Origin of the sequence: Mycobacterium sp. NPDC048908, from assembly GCF_043197955.1 — a bacterium.
Lineage (GTDB): Bacteria > Actinomycetota > Actinomycetes > Mycobacteriales > Mycobacteriaceae > Mycobacterium.
The window spans coordinates 73,949-95,415 of record NZ_JBICUE010000002.1 but is presented as its reverse complement, the minus strand read 5'-3'; the positions used below and the strand labels follow the sequence as shown (position 1 = coordinate 95,415).

19 protein-coding genes are annotated in these 21,467 nt (G+C 65.6%); 9 read left to right on the top strand and 10 right to left on the bottom strand.

Annotated features, from left to right (window positions below; genetic code table 11):
- The first annotated feature begins 7 nt into the window (after nucleotides 1-7).
- Genes ACGFK1_RS05020 through ACGFK1_RS05005 form a run of 4 tightly spaced genes read left to right on the top strand, consistent with a single transcriptional unit; the run spans nucleotide 8 to nucleotide 4,102 of the window.
- Nucleotides 8-454, top strand: coding sequence for an MmpS family transport accessory protein (locus ACGFK1_RS05020; RefSeq protein ID WP_393426573.1), 447 nt, complete (start codon nucleotides 8-10; stop codon nucleotides 452-454).
- Entirely contained in the window at nucleotides 451-3,306 is a 2,856-nt protein-coding gene (locus tag ACGFK1_RS05015; protein ID WP_393426570.1) for an RND family transporter, read from the top strand. The genes ACGFK1_RS05020 and ACGFK1_RS05015 overlap by 4 nt, the downstream gene beginning before the upstream one ends.
- A gap of 28 nt (nucleotides 3,307-3,334) precedes the next feature.
- On the top strand, nucleotides 3,335-3,475 hold the full coding sequence (locus ACGFK1_RS05010) for a hypothetical protein (protein ID WP_393426567.1): 141 nt from the start codon (nucleotides 3,335-3,337) through the stop codon (nucleotides 3,473-3,475).
- A gap of 60 nt (nucleotides 3,476-3,535) precedes the next feature.
- Entirely contained in the window at nucleotides 3,536-4,102 is a 567-nt protein-coding gene (locus ACGFK1_RS05005) for a dihydrofolate reductase family protein (protein WP_393426564.1), read from the top strand.
- A gap of 29 nt (nucleotides 4,103-4,131) precedes the next feature.
- On the opposite strand, the gene ACGFK1_RS05000 is transcribed toward ACGFK1_RS05005, so the two are convergent.
- Nucleotides 4,132-4,518: a MerR family transcriptional regulator gene (locus ACGFK1_RS05000; RefSeq protein WP_393426561.1), complete on the bottom strand. Its 387-nt coding sequence runs from the start codon at nucleotides 4,516-4,518 to the stop codon at nucleotides 4,132-4,134.
- 61 nt (nucleotides 4,519-4,579) lie between these two features.
- On the opposite strand from ACGFK1_RS05000, the gene ACGFK1_RS04995 reads away from it, so the two are divergent.
- Nucleotides 4,580-5,509, top strand: coding sequence for a TIGR03619 family F420-dependent LLM class oxidoreductase (locus ACGFK1_RS04995; RefSeq protein WP_393427852.1), 930 nt, complete (start codon nucleotides 4,580-4,582; stop codon nucleotides 5,507-5,509).
- 46 nt (nucleotides 5,510-5,555) lie between these two features.
- On the opposite strand, the gene ACGFK1_RS04990 is transcribed toward ACGFK1_RS04995, so the two are convergent.
- The gene (locus tag ACGFK1_RS04990; protein ID WP_393426558.1) at nucleotides 5,556-7,079 is read right to left on the bottom strand and encodes an APC family permease; all 1,524 of its coding nucleotides are present in this window, start codon (nucleotides 7,077-7,079) and stop codon (nucleotides 5,556-5,558) included.
- Nucleotides 7,080-7,252: 173 nt separating this feature from the next.
- Here ACGFK1_RS04990 and asnB point away from each other — a divergent pair, with 173 nt between their 5' ends.
- Nucleotides 7,253-9,169 (top strand): asparagine synthase (glutamine-hydrolyzing), encoded by a 1,917-nt coding sequence (asnB, locus tag ACGFK1_RS04985; RefSeq protein ID WP_393427851.1) that lies wholly within the window; start codon nucleotides 7,253-7,255, stop codon nucleotides 9,167-9,169.
- A 293-nt stretch (nucleotides 9,170-9,462) separates the two neighbouring features.
- Here the strand turns inward: asnB and ACGFK1_RS04980 are convergent, their stop codons facing one another.
- Both ACGFK1_RS04980 and ACGFK1_RS04975 read right to left on the bottom strand, forming a co-directional pair.
- Nucleotides 9,463-10,701, bottom strand: a complete 1,239-nt coding sequence (locus ACGFK1_RS04980) for an HNH endonuclease signature motif containing protein (protein ID WP_393426555.1) — start codon at nucleotides 10,699-10,701, stop codon at nucleotides 9,463-9,465.
- Nucleotides 10,702-10,733: 32 nt separating this feature from the next.
- Nucleotides 10,734-10,922: a hypothetical protein gene (locus tag ACGFK1_RS04975; protein WP_393426552.1), complete on the bottom strand. Its 189-nt coding sequence runs from the start codon at nucleotides 10,920-10,922 to the stop codon at nucleotides 10,734-10,736.
- Between the two features lie 479 nt (nucleotides 10,923-11,401).
- Here ACGFK1_RS04975 and ACGFK1_RS04970 point away from each other — a divergent pair, with 479 nt between their 5' ends.
- The 3 genes from ACGFK1_RS04970 (at nucleotide 11,402) to ACGFK1_RS04960 (ending at nucleotide 13,573) form a co-directional block, all read left to right on the top strand.
- On the top strand, nucleotides 11,402-12,016 hold the full coding sequence (locus tag ACGFK1_RS04970; protein ID WP_393426549.1) for a dihydrofolate reductase family protein: 615 nt from the start codon (nucleotides 11,402-11,404) through the stop codon (nucleotides 12,014-12,016).
- Between the two features lie 425 nt (nucleotides 12,017-12,441).
- Nucleotides 12,442-12,966, top strand: coding sequence for an SRPBCC family protein (locus tag ACGFK1_RS04965; protein WP_393426546.1), 525 nt, complete (start codon nucleotides 12,442-12,444; stop codon nucleotides 12,964-12,966).
- A gap of 274 nt (nucleotides 12,967-13,240) precedes the next feature.
- Complete coding sequence (locus tag ACGFK1_RS04960; RefSeq protein WP_393426543.1) at nucleotides 13,241-13,573, top strand: DUF2510 domain-containing protein; 333 nt, start codon at nucleotides 13,241-13,243, stop codon at nucleotides 13,571-13,573.
- A gap of 19 nt (nucleotides 13,574-13,592) precedes the next feature.
- Here the strand turns inward: ACGFK1_RS04960 and ACGFK1_RS04955 are convergent, their stop codons facing one another.
- The 6 genes from ACGFK1_RS04955 to ACGFK1_RS04930 are packed head-to-tail and all read right to left on the bottom strand — an operon-like array spanning nucleotide 13,593 to nucleotide 21,465.
- Nucleotides 13,593-14,585: a sensor domain-containing protein gene (locus ACGFK1_RS04955; RefSeq protein ID WP_393426540.1), complete on the bottom strand. Its 993-nt coding sequence runs from the start codon at nucleotides 14,583-14,585 to the stop codon at nucleotides 13,593-13,595.
- Between the two features lie 27 nt (nucleotides 14,586-14,612).
- Nucleotides 14,613-14,945: a DUF4190 domain-containing protein gene (locus ACGFK1_RS04950; protein ID WP_393426537.1), complete on the bottom strand. Its 333-nt coding sequence runs from the start codon at nucleotides 14,943-14,945 to the stop codon at nucleotides 14,613-14,615.
- A gap of 10 nt (nucleotides 14,946-14,955) precedes the next feature.
- The gene (locus ACGFK1_RS04945) at nucleotides 14,956-16,113 is read right to left on the bottom strand and encodes a hypothetical protein (RefSeq protein ID WP_393426534.1); all 1,158 of its coding nucleotides are present in this window, start codon (nucleotides 16,111-16,113) and stop codon (nucleotides 14,956-14,958) included.
- Nucleotides 16,110-17,039 (bottom strand): hypothetical protein, encoded by a 930-nt coding sequence (locus ACGFK1_RS04940; protein ID WP_393427850.1) that lies wholly within the window; start codon nucleotides 17,037-17,039, stop codon nucleotides 16,110-16,112. Before ACGFK1_RS04940 ends, ACGFK1_RS04945 begins: the two co-directional genes overlap by 4 nt.
- The gene (locus ACGFK1_RS04935) at nucleotides 17,039-19,465 is read right to left on the bottom strand and encodes a hypothetical protein (RefSeq protein ID WP_393426531.1); all 2,427 of its coding nucleotides are present in this window, start codon (nucleotides 19,463-19,465) and stop codon (nucleotides 17,039-17,041) included. Before ACGFK1_RS04935 ends, ACGFK1_RS04940 begins: the two co-directional genes overlap by 1 nt.
- The gene (locus tag ACGFK1_RS04930; protein WP_393426528.1) at nucleotides 19,462-21,465 is read right to left on the bottom strand and encodes a hypothetical protein; all 2,004 of its coding nucleotides are present in this window, start codon (nucleotides 21,463-21,465) and stop codon (nucleotides 19,462-19,464) included. Before ACGFK1_RS04930 ends, ACGFK1_RS04935 begins: the two co-directional genes overlap by 4 nt.
- Between the last annotated feature and the right edge of the window lie 2 nt (nucleotides 21,466-21,467).

Below are 21,467 nucleotides of genomic sequence, written 5' to 3'. Positions count from 1 at the left end.
GTCACGGATGTCGCGGGTTCCGGTTGGACACCGAGTGCTGCGGCATTGGATGCTGCTGGTGGCGGTGTTCGTGGTGGTGATCGCGGGTTTTTCGGTGTATCGGCTCAACGGCATCTTCGGGTCCAAGGACGTCACGTCGACTCCGAGTGGGGCTGCCAATGAGATTCATCCGTTCAACCCCAAGCATGTGGTGATGGAGGTGTTCGGGCCGCCGGGCACGGTCGCGACCATCACCTACATGGACGTCAACGCCCAACCGCAGCGCGTCGATGCCGCCGCACTGCCGTGGGCCTATGACACGACGACCACTCAACCCGCGGTCTTTGTCAACGTCTCCGCCCAGGGCGACAGCGACTCGTTGGGTTGTCGGATCACCATCGATGACGTGGTCAAGGACGAGAGAACGGTCACTGCGTTGAACGCCTTCACCTACTGTCTGGACAAGTCGGGATGAGCCTGCACCTGGCCGAGCGGCCGGCGACGACGCATCGGGTGGCTACCTGGGTGCGCCGGTTGTGTGTGCCGATCGTGTTGTTCTGGCTGGCGGTGGCGGCGGTGACGAATGTGTTCGTGCCGCAGTTGGAGAAGGTCGGCGAGGAGCACAATGTGGCGCTGAGCTCGCCGAGTTCGCCGTCGCTGCAGGCGTTTCAGCGCATCGGCACGGTGTTTGGTGAGTTCGACTCCGACAGCGCGGCGATGGTGGTGCTCGAGGGTGATCAGCCGCTGGGTGCGCAGGCGCACCGCTATTACGACGAGTTGGTCAAGCGGTTCAACGAAGACACCAAGCATGTGCAGCATGTGCAGGATTTCTGGGGTGATCCGCTGACCGCGGCGGGCTCGCAGAGTCCGGACGGCAAGGCCGCCTACGTGCAGGTGTTCTTGGCGGGTAATCAGGGTGAGGCGTTGTCGCTGGAGTCGGTCGACGCGCTGCGCGGCATCATCGCGAAAACGCCCGCACCACCGGGCATTCACGCCTATGTCGCCGGCTCGGCGGCCCAGATCGCCGACCAGTTCGAAGTGGGCAACGAGAGCACCACCTTCGTCACGATCCTGACCGTCGCAGTCATCGCGGTCATGCTGTTGATCGTCTACCGGTCGCCGATCACGATGATCCTGGCGCTGCTCACGGTGCTGGTCGAGATGGCCGCGGCCCGCGGGATCGTGTCGTTCCTGGCGGACGTGGGACTCATTGGGCTGTCCACGTATTCGACGAACATCCTCACCCTGTTGGTCATCGCCGCGGGCACCGATTACGTGATCTTCCTGCTCGGCCGCTATCAGGAAAGACGCAACGACGGTCTCGACCGGGAGGCGTCGTTCTACGACATGTATCGCGGAACGTCGCACGTCATCCTGGGGTCGGGGTTGACCATCGCGGGTGCGGTGGCGTGCCTGTATTTCACCCGGTTGCCCTACTTCCAGAGCCTGGGCATCCCGGCGGCGATCGGTGTGCTGGTGGCGTTGGTGGCGTCGCTGACGCTGGCGCCCGCGGTATTGGTGATCGGCAGCAGGTTCGGGCTGTTGGAGCCGAAACGCAAGACGGCCAAACGGGGTTGGCGGCGGATCGGGACGGCGATCGTGCGGTGGCCGGGCCCGATCCTGATCGCGACGTTGGCGTTGGCGTTCATCGGGTTGGCGGCGCTGTCGGGTTACAAGGTCAGCTACGACGTCGGCCCGTACATGCCTGCGAGTGCGCCGTCGAATGTCGGTTATGCGGCCGCCGAGCGGCATTTCTCCAAGGCGCGGTTGAATCCGGAACTGTTGATGATCCAAGCCGATCACGATCTGCGCAATCCGACCGACATGATCCTGTTGGAGCGGGTGGCCAAGGCGGTGTTTCACACCGACGGGATCGCGCAGGTGCAGTCGATCACCCGGCCGCTGGGCACCCCGCTGGACAACACCTCGATCCCGTTTCAGCTCAGCGCCAACAGCGCATCGCAGATCAACAATCTGCCGTTTCAACAGGATCGGGCGGCCGATCTGTTGAAGCAGGTTCAGGTCATCAACGACTCGATCGACGTGTTGCGCCAGCAGTACGCGTTGCAGCAGCAGTCCAGTGCGATCACCCACGAGCAGAGTCAGGCGTTTGCCGACACGGTGGCCACCGCGCAGAACCTGCGCGACAAGATCGCCGACTTCGACGACTTCTTCCGCCCGCTGCGCAACTATTTCTATTGGGAGCCGCACTGCTACGACATCCCGGTGTGCTGGGCGTTGCGGTCGCTGTTCGATGCACTCGATGGCATCAACGAGTTGACCGACCAGTTGGCCAACGTCTCGGGCAGCATCGCCAAGCTCGATGCCTTGCAGCCCAAGCTGTTGGCGTTGATCCCGCCGCAGATCGCCAACCAGGAAACCAACCGCGACCTGACCATGACCAATCACGCCACCACGGCCGGGATCAACGATCAGAGCGCCGCGGCGCTGCAGAACTCCACCCAGTTGGGTGCGGCCTACAACGCCTCGAAGACCGACGATTCGTTCTACCTGCCGCCCGAGGCGTTCAGCAACCCGGAGTTCCTGCGCGGGCTCAAGCTGTTCTTGTCCCCGGACGGCAAGGCGGCGCGGATGATCATCACCCACGACGTGGATCCCGCCACCGCGGAGGGTATTTCGCACATCGATTCGATCCGGCATGCCGCGGCCGAGGCGATCAAGGGCACCCCGCTGGCGGGCTCGAAGATCTACCTCGGCGGGACCGCGTCGACCTACAAAGACATCGCCGAGATGGCCCATTACGACTTGATCATCGCCGGCATCGCCTCGCTGAGCCTGATCCTGCTGATCATGTTGTTCATCACCCGAAGCCTGGTCGCCGCATTCGTCATCGTCGGCACGGTGGCGTTGTCATTAGGTGCGTCGGTCGGCGTCTCGGTGTTGGTCTGGCAACATCTGTTGGGCGTCGAGTTGTATTGGGTGATTTTGCCTTTGGCGGTGATTCTGCTGTTGGCGGTCGGGTCGGACTACAACCTGCTGCTGGTGTCCCGGTTCAAAGAGGAGATTCACGCCGGCATCAACACCGGCATCATCCGGTCGATGGCGGGCAGCGGTTCGGTGGTGACCGCGGCAGGCTTGGTGTTCGCGTTCACCATGGCGTCGTTCATCTTCAGCGATCTGCGGGTGCTGGGCCAGATCGGCACCACGATCGCGCTGGGTCTGCTGTTCGACACGCTGATCGTGCGGTCGTTCATGACGCCCTCGATCGCCGCACTGCTGGGCCGATGGTTCTGGTGGCCGGTGCGGGTCCGGCAACGGCCGGTCCCGGTGAAGTTCGGCCAGGACCGGCAGCTGGCGTTGTTCTAGACGCCGCGGCGTGGGGTATTCCGCAGGCATGAGCAAGGAATCCGACAAGCAGAACGACGAATCGGCGAAGGTCGATCCGCCGCCGGGCCCAGTCGATCACGGCCGCGAGGGCGGGATGGCGACCCGCGAGAAGACGCCGGAACTCACCGAGCCCAGCCACGGGGATTAGGCGTAGCAGTATCCGTGTGGCGTCGCGACGAGTTTTGCCTTTGGGTGGAGTCTGATCTGCATGGGCAAGCTCATTTATGGCTTCAATGTGTCGCTGGACGGGTACATCGCCGACGCACAAGGCAACATCGACTGGTCCGAGCCGAGCGACGAACTGCACCAGTACTGGAACGACTTCGAGCGGGAGACCGCGCTGTCGTTCTACGGTCGGCGCCTCTACGAACTGATGTCGGACTACTGGCCGACCGCCGACAAGGCACCGGACGCCACGCCATTGATTATCGACTTCGCCCACATCTGGCGCGACATGCCCAAGGTCGTGTTCTCGCGCACCCTGGAGTCCGTCGACTGGAATTCCCGCCTGGAACGCGGTGACCCGGTCGAGGTGGTGACGAAGCTGAAGGCCGAGACCGACGGCAGCCTGGAGGTGGCCGGCGCGACGTTGGCCGCACCGATCGTGCAGGCCGGGCTGGTGGATGAGTATCGGATCGTCGTCGCGCCCACCGCCGTGGGCGGCGGCACCCCGTTCTTCCCGACCCTGCCGTCGTGGATCTCGCTGCGGCTATTGGAGAATCGCACCTTCCCGGGTGGCACGGTCCTGCTGCGCTACGAGGCGAAACACGACTGAATGGTGATGAACGTCAAGGCAATTGGGATTCAGCCCGTGCGCGACGCGTTCGCCGCCTTGACGCTGAGAACCTTATCGAGATAGTCGGCGACCGCGTCGCGGTTGCGGGTGAGGTTCTCGATGCGCTCGGTCAGTCGGGCTTGTTCGCGTCGCAGCGTGGCGATCATCTCCGGTGTCACGTCGGGAACGTAGATGGTCTGCGGCTGATCCAGGCACGGCAGTAGCTGCTGAATGATGCGGGTCGGCAACCCGGCGTCGAGCAGCCCCTTGATCTGCAACACCACGTCGACGGTCGGCTCGCTGTAGTAGCGGTAACCGTTGTCGCCGCGGCTGGGCGTGAGCAGGCCCTGCTCTTCGTAGTAGCGCAGCAGTCGGCGGGAGATGCCGGTGCGATCCGCGAGCTCTCCGATCCTCATGTGCTCAAGCTTACATTTGACCTTCACATCAATGTGATGGTTGGACACTCGCTGGGTGGACATGAAACTCGGACTGCGCCTTCCCCAACGACTCGGGGTCAACCTCCAACACGACATCGTCGAAGCAGCTAGAACCGCCGAAGCGGCCGGATATACCAGCTTGTGGACGTTCGAACGGCTGCTCTTCCCGCAGCATCCCGCCGAAGGCTATGTCGGGAGCGACCTAGCGTGGCCGGAAAGCCAGCGGCAGATCGCCGACCCTCTGGCGGTCCTCACCGCGGCGGCGGTGGCGACCGAAAAGGTGCGCCTCGGTATTTCCCTTCTGGTTGCCGCGCTACACACACCCGTACAGCTGGCGAAGGCGCTGGCCACCATCGACCAGATCAGCGGCGGCCGCATGATCGCCGGGTTGGGCACCGGCTGGTCCACCGACGAATTCCATGCGACGGGTGCCACCAAAGCCGATCGCGGCCGCTTCCTCGACGAGACGCTCGATGTCTTCGACGCCGTGTGGGGACCGGACCCCGTGACGTTCCGCAGCCCCCGCGTCGTCATCGACAGCGCCTTCGTCCTGCCCAAGCCCGTCACGAAAATCCCCGTGATGCTCGGCGGCGGTGGCTCAAAAGCCTTACAGCGCACTGCCAAACGCGCTGATGGCTGGCTACCGATCTTGCCAACGCCGGGACCGGCCGGAGCCAACGAACTGCGCGAAAGCTGGCGCCGCATCAAGGAACTGGCCGCCGAGTACGGCCGGGACACAAGCAGGATGGAGTTGATCGTGGTCGGCAACGTCACCTTCACCGAGCGTCCGGCAGGACCGGATCGACCCGCGTTCGTCGGCACGCTCGACCAAATTCTCGATGACATCCAAACCGCCGCCGAGGCCGGCGCGGACGAGCTCATCATCGACCTGAATCTGCAGGACTGGTTCACCAGCACTCAACAAATGCTCGAGACGGCGGTAGAGATCCCCCGACGGGTCGTAGCTTGATCTACCGCGCCAACGCTCGGTCACCGAGTCGACGCGCGGCGCGCAGCTATTCTCGACTAGCCGACGTCGCTCTACCGAGAAAGTAGATGCCGACGGCCACCAGCAGGGAGAGCGCGGCGATGCCGGCGACGAGGTAGAACCAGACGCCGTAGGCGATGTGCGCACCGCCGATCGACACGCTGCCAGAGTCGTTGGCGATCAACGGCGTCCACGATCCGCTCAGTGTGGCGATCACCGCGACCAACGCTGACACCCCGCCGATCACCGCGCACGTGTAGAAGACAGCGGGGCGGGCCAGTTTGGTCTCCTCATACCGCGGCAGGAAGCGTCTGATGATGATCACCACGTCGACGAACAACACCACCATCGAGATGCACCAGATGACCGTGACCGCGGCTTGCAGCACGTCATAGACCTTGGTCTGGATGTCGATCGGTTTGCCGCCACCGAAACCGATCGACGGCAACACCACGAAGGCCACCAACGCGAACACCGATGCGATCACGGTCTGAGCCCACACCGCATTGCTGGGCACCTTGTGCTTGTTCACCTTCGCCATCGCCGACGGTAGCTTTCGATCCAGCCCGGAGACGAAAACCAGTCGCGCGAACGAGAAGTTGTACACGACGGTGATGAACAGGAAGAACGCGGCCAACAGAATCGCGACGATCTTGCCGACCCAGCCCGCCAACGCGGTCCCAGCGGCGGTGGCCAACGCCGTCACTTGAGCCGACTGGCCGTCGCCGGCGGGCACGGTCACCATCACCGCCCACGTGGCGAGCACATAGGCGGCCATCACCGCCAGCGACCCCCACACCAGGTACCGGGTGATGGAACGCTCCTCTTTGATTTCCACGCCCATGTTCAGGGGCACCTCCACGCCGAGCAATGCGAGCACCACGACGCCGAAGAAACTCCAATTGGCAAGGTTGATACCGGTTTCCGCCGACGGCGACCACGACGACCAGTCGGTCGGATTGGTCTGGGCCGCAGCGCCTCCGGCGAGATGCACGATGCCCGCGATCACCACCAAGCCGATCGCCACGGCGTAGAGGATGCACACGACGTTGACGACGTTCTGTGTCAGCCGGAAGCGTTGAGTGGCAAGCACGGCCGACAACACGATGAAGGCGGTGATGATGACGCCTTGCAGTTGGACGCTGGCGGCGCCGACGGTGCCCGGGAAGACGTAGCCGAGGTAGCTCAACACGACGGTGCCGGTCGCGACCATCACCAGCACGCCGGGCCACCAGGCGCAGAAGCCGGCGAAGAAGCCCCAGAACGGGCCGAACGCCTTCTGGGTCCACAGATAGATCGAGCCTTCGCCGGGAAACATCCGGCCCAGTTGGCCGGTGACGATGGCGCCCGGGATCAGGAAGGCAACAAAGCCGATGATCCACCAACCGAAGGCCGCTGGCCCCGCGCTCTGGATGACGGCGGCGTTGGTGATGAACAGAACGATCGACACGAAGATCGCGACCATGTCGAAGGTATTGAGGACGCGCGGGAGCATGCCACCCGCGACGCGTTCGGCAATCGACTCCTGCGGTTCGGGGCTCGTAATCGCCATGTCGCACCTCCCCTGATAGGTCGAGCGTAAGGCCGTGCCGGGCGCGGATTCGACGAAATGGCAGCCGTTCCCAAGAAATAGTCCGCTATAGGCGCGCGTTAGGGCGATTAGGCAGCGCCGCTGGTTCGGTGGCGCGTTTGCGCGACGACCATCGACCGCTGGAGGGCGCAAGGATGTGCGGCATATTCGCTGCGATGACACGCGACCGCATTTCCAGTGACCGCTGCGATGCGGCGCTGAAACTGTTGGAGCATCGCGGCCCGGACGGCACCGGACTGTGGACGTCGCCTCACGGGCAGTGGACGCTCGGACACACGCGGTTGTCGATCATCGGGTTGAATAACGGCAGTCAACCCATGACCAGCCCGGACGGCGCGGTGCATGTGGTGGTCAACGGCGAATTCTACGGTTACCGCGATCTGCGCGAGCGGCTGCGCGCGGCGGGCTATCGCTTCTCCACCGACAGCGACAGCGAGATCGCCTTGCACCTCTATCGGGAGCGCGGTATGCAGGCCGCGACATTGCTGCGGGGTGAGTTCGCGGTGATCATCGCCGACGAACGGCAGCGGGCGATGTACGCCATCCGCGATCGGTTCGGGGTGAAGCCGCTGTACTACGCGGTGGTCAACGGTGAGGTGTTCTTCGCCTCGGAGATCAAGGCGCTGCTGGCGCTGGGTGTGCCTGCCGCATGGGACCTGGAGGGGGCCATAGGAGGGCTGGGCCGATCGCACGAGAAGACGGAATTCGCTGGGATCAGCACGGTGCCGCCGGGATGCTATGCGATCGCAAGGGATGGCGTCGTCCGCATCTATCCGTACTGGGATTGGGAGATACCGACGGCGGAGCAGATGCGGACGGACGCCCGGAGCGAGGCGGAGGTCGTCGAAGAGTTCCGCGAGGCGTTGGCCGACGCGGTGCGGGAACGCTTGGTGGCCGACGTTGAGGTGGCGTCGTATCTGAGTGGCGGCATCGACTCGTGCGCCGTGCTCGGGCTCGCGCAGCAGGAGATGGCGCGGCCGATCCGCGCATTCACCCTGACCTTCGACGACGCGCTGTATGACGAGGCGCGCATCGCCGAGGCTCAGGCCAAGCACGTCGGCGCGATCTATCAGCCGATTCCGATCACGGGACGCGAGATTGCCGAGTCGTTCGCGGATGCGGTCTGGCATTCCGAGACGCAGATGTTCAACGGCCACGGTGTGGCGAAGTTTCTGCTCAGCCGTGCGGTGCGCAACGCGGGCATCAAGGTGGTGTTCACCGGCGAGGGCGCCGACGAAATGCTCGGCGGCTATCCGTATTTCCGGATCGATGCGCTGAACAACGATCCGACGTTGAGTGCCGGTGAGAAGGCGGCGCTTCTCGATGAGATGTTCGGTGCAAATGCGGCGACCCGCGCGGTGCTGATGCCGGAGCAGATCGATAGTCCGGAGATGCAGGCGGTGGAGCGCAGGCTCGGCTGGCTGCCGGCAACGCTGAATATGGCTGCGGGGCAGGCCAATAGCGTGGCACCGTTGTTCCGGGATGACCTGCCGCCGTCGGTCCGTGCGTTTCAGCCGCTGGCGTCGGCGCTGGATCGGTTACCGCTGGCGCAACGGGTCGCTGGGCGCGACCGGCTGAATCAGATGTTGTACGTCAACGCCAGAACGATGCTGCCGAATTTCATCCTGAACTATCTGGCCGACCGGATGGAGATGGCGCACTCCATCGAGGGGCGCGTGCCGTTCCTGGATCATCGTGTCGCCGAGACCGCGGCCAGGGTTCCGGTGAGCATGAAGGTGAAAGGCATTCGGGAGAAGCACGTTCTGCGTGAGGCGACGAAAGATGTGTTGATCCCGGAGGTGTATGACCGGCAGAAGCATCCGTTCACGACGCCTCCCACACGGAACCCCGACGATCCGATGCTCGAGTTCTACCGGGACACGTTCGCCTCGCAGGCGGCGAAGGATCAGCCGATCTACGACATGAAGAAGGTGTCGACGGCGCTCGACGGGTTGCTCGATGTCCCGAACGATCAGCGCATCGCAGTGGAAGGCAGTCTGCAGCGCGTGGCGAGCGTCGTTGTGATGCAGGAGCAGTTCTCGATGGCGTGAGCCGGAGGTGCATTTCCAAAATGCCCATCTCTGAGCGACTCTGTCGCTAAATGCTTTGCAGGCCTAGGTTTTGGCATGCATGGCGGGCGGCTTTTCGCATCGCTGGCGGATTTCGTGATTCGGTTGCATGGGCTGAGGGCCAGCCACGTCGCTTGAATCCATTGCAGTCACGGCGCCGGCTGCACCGAGTCGTCGAAGCTCGCCGCTAAGCGGGAAGGCGGGGTGAGCACTCAAAAGTGCCCAGCTCTTGGCGACAATGTCGCTGAATGCTTTGTCGGTCTACGCGTTTGGGCTCAGTTCGTGCCTGGCAATTCGGGCTCGTACGGGTCATACCACCACCAGTCGGCGCGTTCACCCAATGGCCCGGTCCACGGTGCGACGTCGGGTGGGGGTCCGGTGGGCGGGCGCGCCAGTGAGGCGGAGGTCAGTCTTCGGCCGTCGCTGTCGGTGATGATTAATCGGTCGGCGGGTCCGGTGATGGTGATGCCGCCGTTGTGGTGCATGCGGTGGTGATACGGACACAGCAGCACCAGGTTGTCCAACTCCGTCAGCCCGCCGTCTTCCCAATGGATGATGTGATGAGCATGCAAACCTGTTGTGGCCCCACAGCCGGGCACCGCGCAGGTGGGGTGACGATGCTCCAACGCCCGACGCAGCCGCCGATTGATTGTGCGGGTGGTTCGCCCGGAGCCGATCACCTGTCCGTGACGCTCGAACCACGTCTCGCAGGTCGCATCACACGTCAGATACTGCCGGTCGGCGTCGGAGAGCAGCGGGCCCAGATGCAGGTTGGCGATGCGCTGTTCGATATCGACGTGGACCACCACGGTGGTGCGCTGCCCGTGCGGGCGCCGCGCCGCCTCGACATCCCAGCCTGTCTCCACCAACCGCATGAATGCCTGCGGGGCGGATGGCAACGGCGGCCGCTGCTCCGACTTGCTGTCGCCGTGGGCCTGCTTCCACTCGGCGAACAACGCATCCCTATGCGAGGCCAGTGCCGCGTCGAAGGTGGCGGCCTGATCGGAGGGCAGGGTAATCCGATACTTCGTGCACTTGTCATCGGCCGTCTTGCTGAACGACGCCTCCGGCGAAGCCTTGGAATCAGGCTTCGGGCGCGGTTCCAACTTCACCGCGGTGCGCAACTGGCTGACCGTGGCCACCGACGCCAACTGTGCGTAGTGCTCATCGGAGCCCTCGCCGGCGCGGGCGGCGATCACCCCCACCTGATCCAACGACAACCGGCCCTCGCGCATCGCCTGCGTACAGCGGGGGAATTCCTCGAGTCGGTCGGCGATGGCGGTGATGGTGTGCGCGGTGCCCGTCGACAACCCCAGCCGCCAGCCCATCAACGCCGCCAGCGACCGTGCCCCGGTCGCGCCCCACAACTGGTCGCGGTCGATCTGCGCCGCGATCTCCACAATCCGCCCGTCAATGGCGTTGCGCTGCCCCGCCAACTCCGCCAACTCCTCAAACAACACCTCAAGACGATCACTGGTGGTAGTACCCACCGGAGACGCCGAGGTCGAGGACATAACAGGATCATGACACCCGGGTCCGACAAAAATCAGACAGCGTCGTCGAGATACCCGTCGTCGTACTCCCGTAGCAGCAACCGCTTGTAGCGCAACCGCAACGCGTCGATTCTCGCGAGCGTTCGAGACGTCAGTTCGTCTCGAAAGCCGCTCTGCCCGTGTGCGTATGGGACGTGGGCGCGGAGCAGATCCGGTGCGTGGAGCGCGACCTCCAACGGCATGCTGTGCTCCTTATAGGGCGTACGACCAATCGCGTGTTCGACGCGTGTGGCACTCCCCCGCAGAGGGTCAACGGAATCAGTCTCGAGAAGCCCGAGCAGCAGTTCGCGATGGTCGGGGTCGGTGAATGGCGCTGCGGAGTCGGTCGCGAAGAACTTGTCGCACACCTTTTCGTTGCACACCGTGGCCGCGCCTGGTGACCGGCGTTCGCCACCGGGCTAGCAGCGTCAAGGATTCGGTTCCCATAGCTTTCATCGGAGTGGCCGGGTTTCGCCGCGTTGACCACGACGCACGCCACGCTGAGCAGGGCGAGAGGATGTGCGCCGGCCAGGGCACGGCGTATGGCGTCCCTGAGCGTCCAGTCGGCCGGATCTTCGCCAGTGAGCGCCGCGCGTCGCGTCGGGCCTGCTTGGCCTTGCGTGCTCGGGCGCGCGGTAACACCGACGCGATGAGTTTCTAGCGGTGAGGCAGTCTTATCAACATGGCGCGTACCAACCTCTCGATGTCGATCTCCGCGGACGGCTACGTCGCAGGGCCCAACCAGAGCGAGCAGAATCCGCTAGGGGTCGGTGGCCTCGCGGTGCACGATTGGCACATCGGCCCCAACAAGGATCACCCCGTCAACCGGCAAGTCATGGCCGACATGTTGGACGGCATGGGCGCAACCATCATGGGCCGCAACATGTATGGACCTGTTCGGGGCGAATGGGGCGACTCGGACTGGCGAGGCTGGTGGGGCGACACCCCGCCGTATCACTGCCCTGTCTTCGTGCTCACTCACTACGCCCACGACCCGATCGAGATGAAGGGCAGCACCACCTTTCATTTCGTGACCGACGGCATTGAATCCGCCTTCGCGCAGGCTGAGGCCGCCGCCGGCGGGAAGGACATCTCGATCGCCGGTGGCGCGTCGTGCGCACGCCAGGCGATCCAGGCGGGCTTGGTCGACGAGATCGACCTGCAGGTGTCGGCGGTGATCCTCGGGTCGGGCGAGCGGTTGTTCGACGGCTTTCAGCCCGGCATACCGAAGATGGACATCGTTCGCGTGCTCGAAGCCCCCGGCGTGGCTCACCTCCGCTACCGGGTCGCTCGCTAATCAGTCGCTGAGAAGCCGGCTACGGGGGTTATCGTGCTCGTAGCTGGTTATTGAGTGATCGGCGTATTTCTGCATAGCAAGCCCGCACACGCGCTAACACAAAATACCTCGCCACCCCGACGATCCGTTCCCAATACCGAAAGCCTGGGCGCGATGGACTTAGGACTGCCCGGGAAGAATCTGCGGTCGGTGCAAATCGAGTACGCCGTCAGATTGCATCTTTCCTATGCCAACTTTCGTTGTCTCCCGAAGAAGAGCCGAGGTTGCCGTCGACTGGTACAACAATTGCCGCTTGCACTGTCTGCTCAACTACGTGCGCCCCAACGAGTACGAGGCCGCCTACTAGGCTCCACCGTAGGCGGCCCTGGCCCGCGAGGTCTGAACCGTGAACCGCCATCGAACGGTTATCCCAACGGAGGCTGATTATGAGGGAACTCAGCGCAGTCGACCTTGATTTCATAGACAGCGCCCCGATTCGGGTCCACCTCACGAAGACTGTCCGCGCTCCTGTCGGAGCTACCTTCACCGCGATCACATCTGACCCTAGCGGCTGGGGACACTGGCTTCCGGGCTTCTCTACGGCGAGCGAATGGGTGTCGGCACCACCTCACGGCGTCGGGAGCCGGCGCACGATGCGGGCGTTCGGATCTTCATTCGAAGAGACCGTGTTGGCTTGGAATGTCGACGATGCGTTCGCCTTCCGTGTGGACCGGTGCGCGTGGCCAGCTGTCAGGGGCATGGCAGAACGGTGGTCGGTGCGAGCAGTGGGCCATGATTCCACCGAGTTGACGTGGTCGTTGGCCGTTGATTCCTCAGGACCGTCGGTTGTTATGCGCGCGTTTTACTCGTCGGTGAATCGTGTCTTGATAGGTATTGCCGCACGTCGGCTTGCGCCCTTCATTGGCTCCGCTGGCGATGCTCCCGACCAGAAGAATGTCGACCTCGACTAGCCCCCGATCCAGGAAACTAGGGCGGCATGCGCTGAGAGGGCTCGGAGATAAGTGAGCTCCACCTACAGGATGATGATGCGAGCATCTCGAGAATGCTCGAGAACTAACGAGACTTGAACCACCGTTTGGTACTCGGAAATTTCGGCCGACGAGTCTGAGGCGGATTACGAGCACCGGTGGCCTCAGGGGCGAGCGGCACAGCTACTGCATTGCCGAGGTGGGTACAGCTAGCGTTGCAATGGTCAACTCAATTGACTTGCCGCAATGTAGCGCGGTGACAGAAAGGGAGGACATGAATTCCCTGCCGCCTGCCGGCTGGTATGCCAATCCGAGCGGCGCACCCGGACAACGTTACTTCGACGGGCGTGTCTGGACGGCACACCATCGGGCCGTCCCACCACAGCCCATGGCTCCACCTGCGCCGCATCCACTGCCCATGCAGACCAGCGTTGTGATCACCGGACCCAACCACACGCTGCACGCCGTGTTGACATTGCTGAGCTTCTGGGCCTGCGGCGGCTGGGCATGGATCTGGTTGATCGTCGCCGTGACTAAACGCCGTCGCGTGCATGTCGTGACCGCGCCGCCGCCGTCGTCAGCCCGCTGAGTGCCCGATCCGGCAGGGCTCAGCTGGGCACCCTGTCCAGGATGCGTTTCGCTATCGTCTGCACGCTGTCGCCGAGGTCGAAGCCCTGGGCGTCCAGGTCGATGACGACATTGGCCTGGGAAGTGATGGCCCGGTCGGTGCTGAACCCGGATTTGCTGCCGCGCAGCGTGTTTCGCAACACCATCACCGTGCCGTCTTGCATCGGCTCCCCGACGTCCAGCACGAGCGGGTTGCCGTCGACGATCAGCGTCACCGACTTGCCCGCGCAGCCACGCCACTGGCCAACTGTTCTTGAAACGAGATTTGTTGCGGCGGCTGTACTTTCGAACGTCGAGGCTGTTTCGTTCAGCAAGATCATGCCGCTATCCCCGTCGCCGGAAAGCGCACGCGTGAAGGACGCGCGAGAAGAGCCGCGCTCGTATGCCGAGGCACCCCCGCCGAACAATGCGCTCACGCACTCCCGCGGCGTGACGTTGATGCTTTTGTCACTGCTGAGACCCGGCCCTTCCTCGACCTTCCCGAGAACCGAAGCGTTGACCGCCTGCTTGACTTCGTCGAGGCCCAGCAGAAGCTGCGGCAGCTGGGCGGCCTTGACGAGCCGCTCGTCCGGTGCGGCTGGACTCGTCGCAGTTGGAGGCGGCGACGCAACTGTCGACGGCCGACCCTGATCGGTACGGACCACCAGCCAGCCGACCACCGCGACCACCGCAATGACGATGAATGCGTAGGACAGCGTCAACCCGACCAGCGCACGGTCGTGGCCGCGTTGCCCGGTGCGCCGGATCTGCGACAGACCGAGGTGACCCAGCACCGCACCGACGGGGGCGAACAGGAACGCGAACACCACCGACAGAGTCGCGAAGGTGTTGGTCTGCCGACGAGGCTGCGGTGGCGGCGCCGATATGACAGGAGGCGCGGGATAGGGATCGGCGCCGAACAACTCGTCATCGTCGCGGCCAGCCGAGCCGCCATACCCGCCGTGGTTCATCTGCAGCGCACCTCGCCTCGACATTAGCGGCCCTTGTAGGGCTACCGCGGGTTATCTGACGTGAACGCCGGCCGCCGCTACGAGCAACGCCACCACGGCGGCGGTGATGAACACGTACGACAGCGTCACGCCGACCAACGCCCGGTCCCGCCCGCGCTCCCCGGTTTGGTGGATCTGCGACAGCGCGAGGTGGCCGAGGATCAGCCCCGCCGGCGCGAACACGAACGCAAACACCACCGACAACGTGGCAAGCGTATGGGTCTCCTGCTGCGGTGCTGCCGGCGTCTCCTGAGCATCAGGAGGACTTGCGCCGAAGGGATCGAACGGATCGGCACCGAACGGGTCTCCGCTCGACGGACGTTCGCCGCGGTAGCCGTGCGTCATCCCCGTCCCCTCACAGCACGCCGGACCCCGATGTGATCCAACGTACGGGGTCCGCGCAGCGGAACGGGGCGATACCGCGCGGATGCAGGCGATTACCGCTGGGCGGCTGCCCGAGTGAGGACACCACGAAATAGCGGTGCGTCAACCGCTTTCCGCTGGAGGGGTTTTCGACGGCCGCCACCATCGTGCCCGCATTCAGCCGCGTCAGCAGGCTGCGCACTTCTTCGTGTAGCAACTGCCCGCCCGCCTCGTCGTAGCGCGGCCAGTCGGACGTGTCACGCAGATACGCCGCGCCGGCGTTCGACATGATCAGGCTCCATTCAGAGTCCTCGACATCGCGCAGTATCCGCAGTGCGTCGAATTTCGACAGGATCACCGCCAGCTTCGGGTGGCCGTGCCCGGTCGCCAGCAGCACGTTGTTCAGCACGCTGCGCGGCTCGCCTCCGCTGACGGTCTGCGCGGGCAGCAGATCCTGCAGCTGATCACGAATTGACTTGACCCGCAGCGGATCGAACATGAAGAAGACGGCGTCGGCGTTGGCGAAGAATCGGAACGGCGGCGCGCTCAGGTCGCCAGCCTCGAGGTCCTCTCCCGCCACATCACGCAACACCAGGTAGCGCCGGACGCCGTGCCAGATGCCGATGCTGAAAATCAACGGCTGCCGCTGCAGCGACGCCTGCGTGTGCACAGTCGGCGTCGGCGGGATCAGTCCGCGCTGCACAAAGAGTGGCGTCTCATAGTGGGTGGCATACGCCGTAGCAGTGGCTCGGGTCGCGGGTTCCATCGAGAAGCCGAGGTTTTCGCACAGCAGCTCAAGTTGCTTCACCAGCACGGCGATGTAGAGGCTCTTGCCGGTGGCGCGGGCGCCGGCCATCGCGATGCAGACGGCATGCCCGTCGCGCCAGCCCTCCGGCAACGGGTAGTGACACAGCGGGCACACTTCGACCACCGGGCCTTGCAGCGCGCTGCTGGCGTCGGCCGCCGGCGGTGGCGGGCCGCGGTAGCCCGCCGGGCGGTCCCACTTGTAGAACGGCCCGCTCTCGGCGGGCGCGCCATTGAACGCCGACGCGACCTCGTCGAAGTAGCGGGCGGACGCGGCCTGCGGAGGCACCATCCACAGGTGCTGCCGGGAGGTCAGCACGGAGAAACACCGCGGGCACTTCGTCACGTCAGTGCCCCCACCAGAGCGGCCGTCATCCTTTCCAGCACGTGCGGGTGCGCCAGCAATTCGGCTGATGCGTCGCGGCCCTGCCGGGGTGACGGCAACCGCGCTCCCACCGCATCGAACCTGCGGTCATTGGACAAGATGATGAGCGGAAAGCGTTGTTGCACAGGTGAAGTAGGGAAGTCGGCGCAGGCGATGGTGCGGGCGCCGGGTGCAAGTTTCGACCAGCGCGCACCGGCGGACCACCGCGGCCGGGCTTGTCGAACCGCGTCGGCCAGGTCCGCGCTGTGGCGCCCGCCGACAACCACCGGCGTGACCTCCGCTCCCACGAGCATCGCCGACACGCTGCGAATGCCGGCCGCGGCCGCGACGCCGACCACGACGTCGGTGGCCGCGGCGGCGCTGCCGTCGGCGAACCACGGCCGCATCGACGCCGACACGTCCAGGGCCACCACAACCGACTCGTCGGAGCGCGCGGGCGTGCGGCCGATCAGCTGTCGGGCTGAACTGCGCGCCGCGGACCCCAACGGGCTCAGCGGCACATCGGCCACCGCGATGACGCCCACCTCGACGTGAGATCCGAGTGGGCGCAGCGCTGCGAGCACCACGGCCGACTCGCCGCTCACGTCGACCGGATCGAACTGCACCTGCACCGGGTCGACCTCGGAGGGGTTGTCGTGCGCGATTTCGAGATGAACGACGGTCCCTGCGCCGAATCTCCCCGCACCGACCGGCCGCACACCGACCGTGACTTCGCCTGCGATCTCCGGCAACACCGCGCGATGGGCAGTCGGGCGCACCACCAGCTGTTGCGCACCGGCGCGCACATCCAACTCGGCTTCGGCCAGCGAACCGGTGATCGACACCGCCAGCGCCTCATTCGGAATGCTGACGCGCTGATTGCGCTCTCCCACAACGAAAATCGGCATCAGCACGGCCGCACTTGCAGTCGGGTCAGCAGCTTTCGGTTTCGGCGCAGCGCCGAGCCGTCCGGTTCAGCGCCCGACATCTTCGCCATCAACACCGCCGTGTCCTCGATCTCCTGGTCGGTGAAGACTCTGGTGGCGGCGAGCTGTTGGGCGGCTTGCGCCAACACATGGTCGACACCGCGGGCGGCACGCACGAGACCGGCCGCCAATACCACCGGGACCAAGAAGGCGTGATGCTCGGTCAACGCCAGCACCTGCGATGCCGCCTGGGCAGCCAGAGCGGGGTCCTCGGCCAGCGCCTCGCATCGCGCCGGATACGGCTGGCCAGTGATCGTCGCGAGCACCGCCAACGCCAACAGGCGCACTGTGAAGTCCGGATGCAACCGATCGGGCGCAACCATGGAAAGTGCGGTGTCCCAATGCGTGCTGCAGGTGGACAGGTACGTCTCCGTGCGGCCTTCCTCGACCCACATCCACGGTTCCAGCAACCGCACCGCCGCGCACGCCACAGCGGTATCGTCCGTTTTGGCCTCCATCACCGCGTCGGCCAGCTCTCGGAGAGCCGCCGAGTCCGGTGCGCCCACCAGGGTCGGCAGCGCCGACTGCCCGGGCGGGGCGCCACCGGCGGCCGCCAGCAGAGCTGCCGGTTCCCACACTTGGGCCGCGGCCATCTGCTCGAAAACCGGTGACCCACAGACGCGCAACCACCACAGCAGCAGCCAGCGGTCGGCGGTGTCGGCCGCCCCGGCGCGTTGGGCGCGCGCGCCGCGAAGCGCCGCACGGGTCCACGCGTCGTCCCACCGGCACGCGTGCACCAGCTCGGACGGAGCTGGCGCAGTGATTCCCTCGGCGAGCCAACCGAGCACGTCTTCGTCCAGCTGCGTGTCATCGCTTGCTGCCCTTAGCGCTTCGGCCGCCAGCACCAGCCGAGCCTGCGTGCCGGTGCGCTGACCCAGCCGATGCACCAGCCGTGGGCCGTATTGCGAGTCGGTCAGGGACGGCGCCACGTCGCGGCGCAGCGCCGCCGACAACCGGTCGTCATCGACACCCGCACGCATCAAGAAATCGACCAACCGCAGCACCTGCTCGGGGCCGACGTCACCCGCCCGCTCCAGCGCAGGCCCGATCGCCGCGGACAGTTGCGCGGGCACCGCGTTGCCGCGAAATGCCCTGGAGCTGACGGGGATTGGCCCCAGCTGACTCAACCATGTGTCGTCGGTGATCGCGCGGCACGCGTACGTCAGGTCGGCATGCTCTGCCGCCAGACCGGCAGGCGCGTGCTGCACCGCCTCCCAGGCGTCGGCGGTCTTGGTGCCGACCAATTGCGTCATGACTGCTGAAACGGTGGCACCGACCGCCGTGCCGAGGTCTACCCCGCCGGGGGTGTGCGCCGCGATGACGCTGCGGGCTTCGGGGTGAGCGTCGGCGAAGGTCTCCGTGCTCGCCACCGCCATCGCCATCGGCCAGGCCGGTGCCACGACGGTGTCGTCGACCTGGGCGGCATAGCCGTCGATGTCATCGAGCACCGCGCGCGCCGGGCCTGGCTCGAGCAGCACCACCTGCGCCATGGCCGACCACGGCGTCACCGCGATGGGCTGCCCGGCCGACGTGCGATGTGGTTCTCCCCCGAGTTCGCCCAGCGACAAGGTCGCGGTCTCATCGATCACCACCACCCCGGCGGGAACCTCGGTGACGTCGACGACCGGCACCGCGGTCAGGTGCTGCTGGTTCTGCAGCGCGGCCGCCACCTGGTCGGCGCGATCAAAGGTGGAGAAGTTCAGCCGCGCGGCCGTGCCGGGCGACATCAGGAAACTCACCAGGCCGATCCACTGGGCGGCGACATCAACGGACTCGACACCCAGCACCACCGGCGGGCCGCCGTCGAGCGCGGCGGCGACCGCGTCGAGCAGGCCGAACAAGGTGGCCAGCCGCCATGTGCTGGTGTCCAATGCGAACCTCAGCACGCTGTCCTTGGTCACCGCGGCCGCCGGGCCGGGTACTTCGTCGGGCAGGACGGCGCGCGCCACCGCGGCTGCCCCGTACGGACACACCCATCGCGGCGACCGCCACCACTGAATCGGCCGCTGCTGTAGCTGCGCGTCCGCAGCGCGGTCGAGCACCGCATGGGCGAACACGTTGCCGGGTCGGCCGGTGCTGTCCGGTCCGGCGGGAGCCGTATGCCAGTAACCGGCGCTTCGGGCATCGATGCGTCGATAAGCCAGCCGCCGGGGGCCGCGCTCGAGCTGTTCGGGTGTCGGATAGGCGGGCAGCGGTTCGACGGCGTGGAACGCGGTACGCATTCCGGCAAGAAGCGTTTGCGTTTCTGCCGGAGTCAAACCGCCTGCGACCTGCTTGATCTGCCAGCCGCCTGCCGACCCGGGCGGGTCGAACGACGTGTACGCCAGTTGGCCGTAGCGGGCGGTCACGGTGTCACCGTGGAGAGCCGCAGATTTTCGACCGGGGGGTCCAGCAGCGCGATCGTGCGCAGTCGCGCCGGCGAGGGCGTGTTCACGAACAGCCGGATCCAGCCGTGTAGACCATGCACGTTGGCGGTCCACATCTCGCCAGTGCCGTGGGTGGTCAGCGCCGACCACCGCAGTTCTTTCGACGCCTCCCCGACGACCTGACCGTGTTCATTGACCGGCGCGGCATCGACGGCCTGCCCGTCGTGCATCGACAGCGGGATGCGTTGCGCATTGTTGATCAAGACGAACGCGGGAGAGCCGGGGAGGTCGTACTGGGATCGCAACGCGACCGTGGCGTAGCCGGGCCTGCCGTCGGGGTCCCGGGTGATCCGCACCGCGTATTGCAGGCGCAGCAGCCCGGCGTACTCGACGCTGCGGATCGCGCCGACGACGCGGCGCCCCGCCGAAAACGCCACGGGGGCCAGGTGCAGCGAGCATCCGGCAGCAGGCAACTCCTGCTGCGAAAGCTGCAAACCGCCGTACTTCTCGTACTCCTCGAGGGAGATCTCGAATGTTTTGCCGGTCAACCCATTTCGGGGATCGTAGCCTTTGGGGGCCAGGTGCGTGACCACTGCCGCGGCACCGGCAGGCCAGTCGAAGGTCAGCACCTGCTTGTTGCAGTATTCGGCCAGGTTGACGTCGCGGATGCCTCCCGTGCGCACCGAGGACACCGTGGTGCCCGGCAGCGCACGCCCAGCCAACACCGTCACGGGGGTGAAGTAGGCCCTGCTCCAGCTGTCCGGCCACGACACCCCCGCCATCACCGCACGGTCACGGCCGTGCTCGTCGCGGCCCTGCGACACCGGCTGTGTCAGTCGATGGACGGGGTGCAGGCCGATCTGCTCGAGCGTGGTCTCGGGCAATTCGACAGTTTCTGCGCCCGCGTTGGGCGCGCTTTGGCTGCGATAGATGACCACTGTGCCGGTCGGCGGCGGCGTCCACGTCAGCTGGAACCGCGACCCGTCCTGGCTGTAGGCGCCCAGCGACAGATCGGTCACCGGCGCGAGCACCGCCGACACTTCGACGGTGGCTTCGGTGGCCTCCGACAACCGGATGACACCGCCGACGGTGACCGCGCAGCGCACGCGGTAGGTGTAGCGCTGTCCGCGCGACGCCTCGGTGTCGACGAACCCGCGACGGGTGTCAGTTCCCCTCAGGATGCGGTGCTCGGGTCTCTCACGACCGGCCTCCTCGGCCGGTATGCGGTAGATGAATACCTCGCTCACCGCCGAGGGGACGTTCCATCTGCCGATGACCTGGCCGCTGTCCTCTCGAATTGCGAAGTCGCGCACGGGACTCACCAACGCCGCCTCGGCGTGCTTGACCGGTTGAGTGGACAACGCCTGAGCGCGGGTGGGTCCACTGTTGACCCACACCTGGTAGTGGCGCACGGCGCCGTCCGGCGGCCGTTCGTCGAGCGCCGACGTAGCCGTAGTGGCGCCGAGCAGATACGCCCGATCCGGTGAGTACGGCGGGTCGTCCTCATCGCTGACGATCCGGTAGATGACGACGGTGTCAGAGCCAGCCGGGGGCCACGTCAACTCGAGGGCACCGGACTGCGCGTCGTCGCGCCGCCGTCGCAACCCAATCGGGTGCACGTCACTGCGCTGCTCACCCAACTGGAACGGCGCGAAATCACCTGCTTGATAATGGAGTTCCTCGAAGAGGGCATCGGTACGAGGCGCGTCGGCGGCAACGACTTCTGATCCGCCACCGTCCCTTCGGTTTTCGAGCTCGGCCAGCAGTCGGGCCATCTCTTCGGCGTGCTCGGCCACCGAGGGCGGCAGCATGGCCCGGATCTGCGCGACCTCGGTGCGGCCCGAGCGCAGCACCAGACGCAGATGGGCTTCCTTGAAGCTGGTGCGCGACACCGCACCGGCGTCGATGAGCCGCTGTCGCCACGCCATCAGTGCCGGCAGCCGCGGATCGTCGGCCGCGTCGATGTGCTGCGGGTCGGGCATCG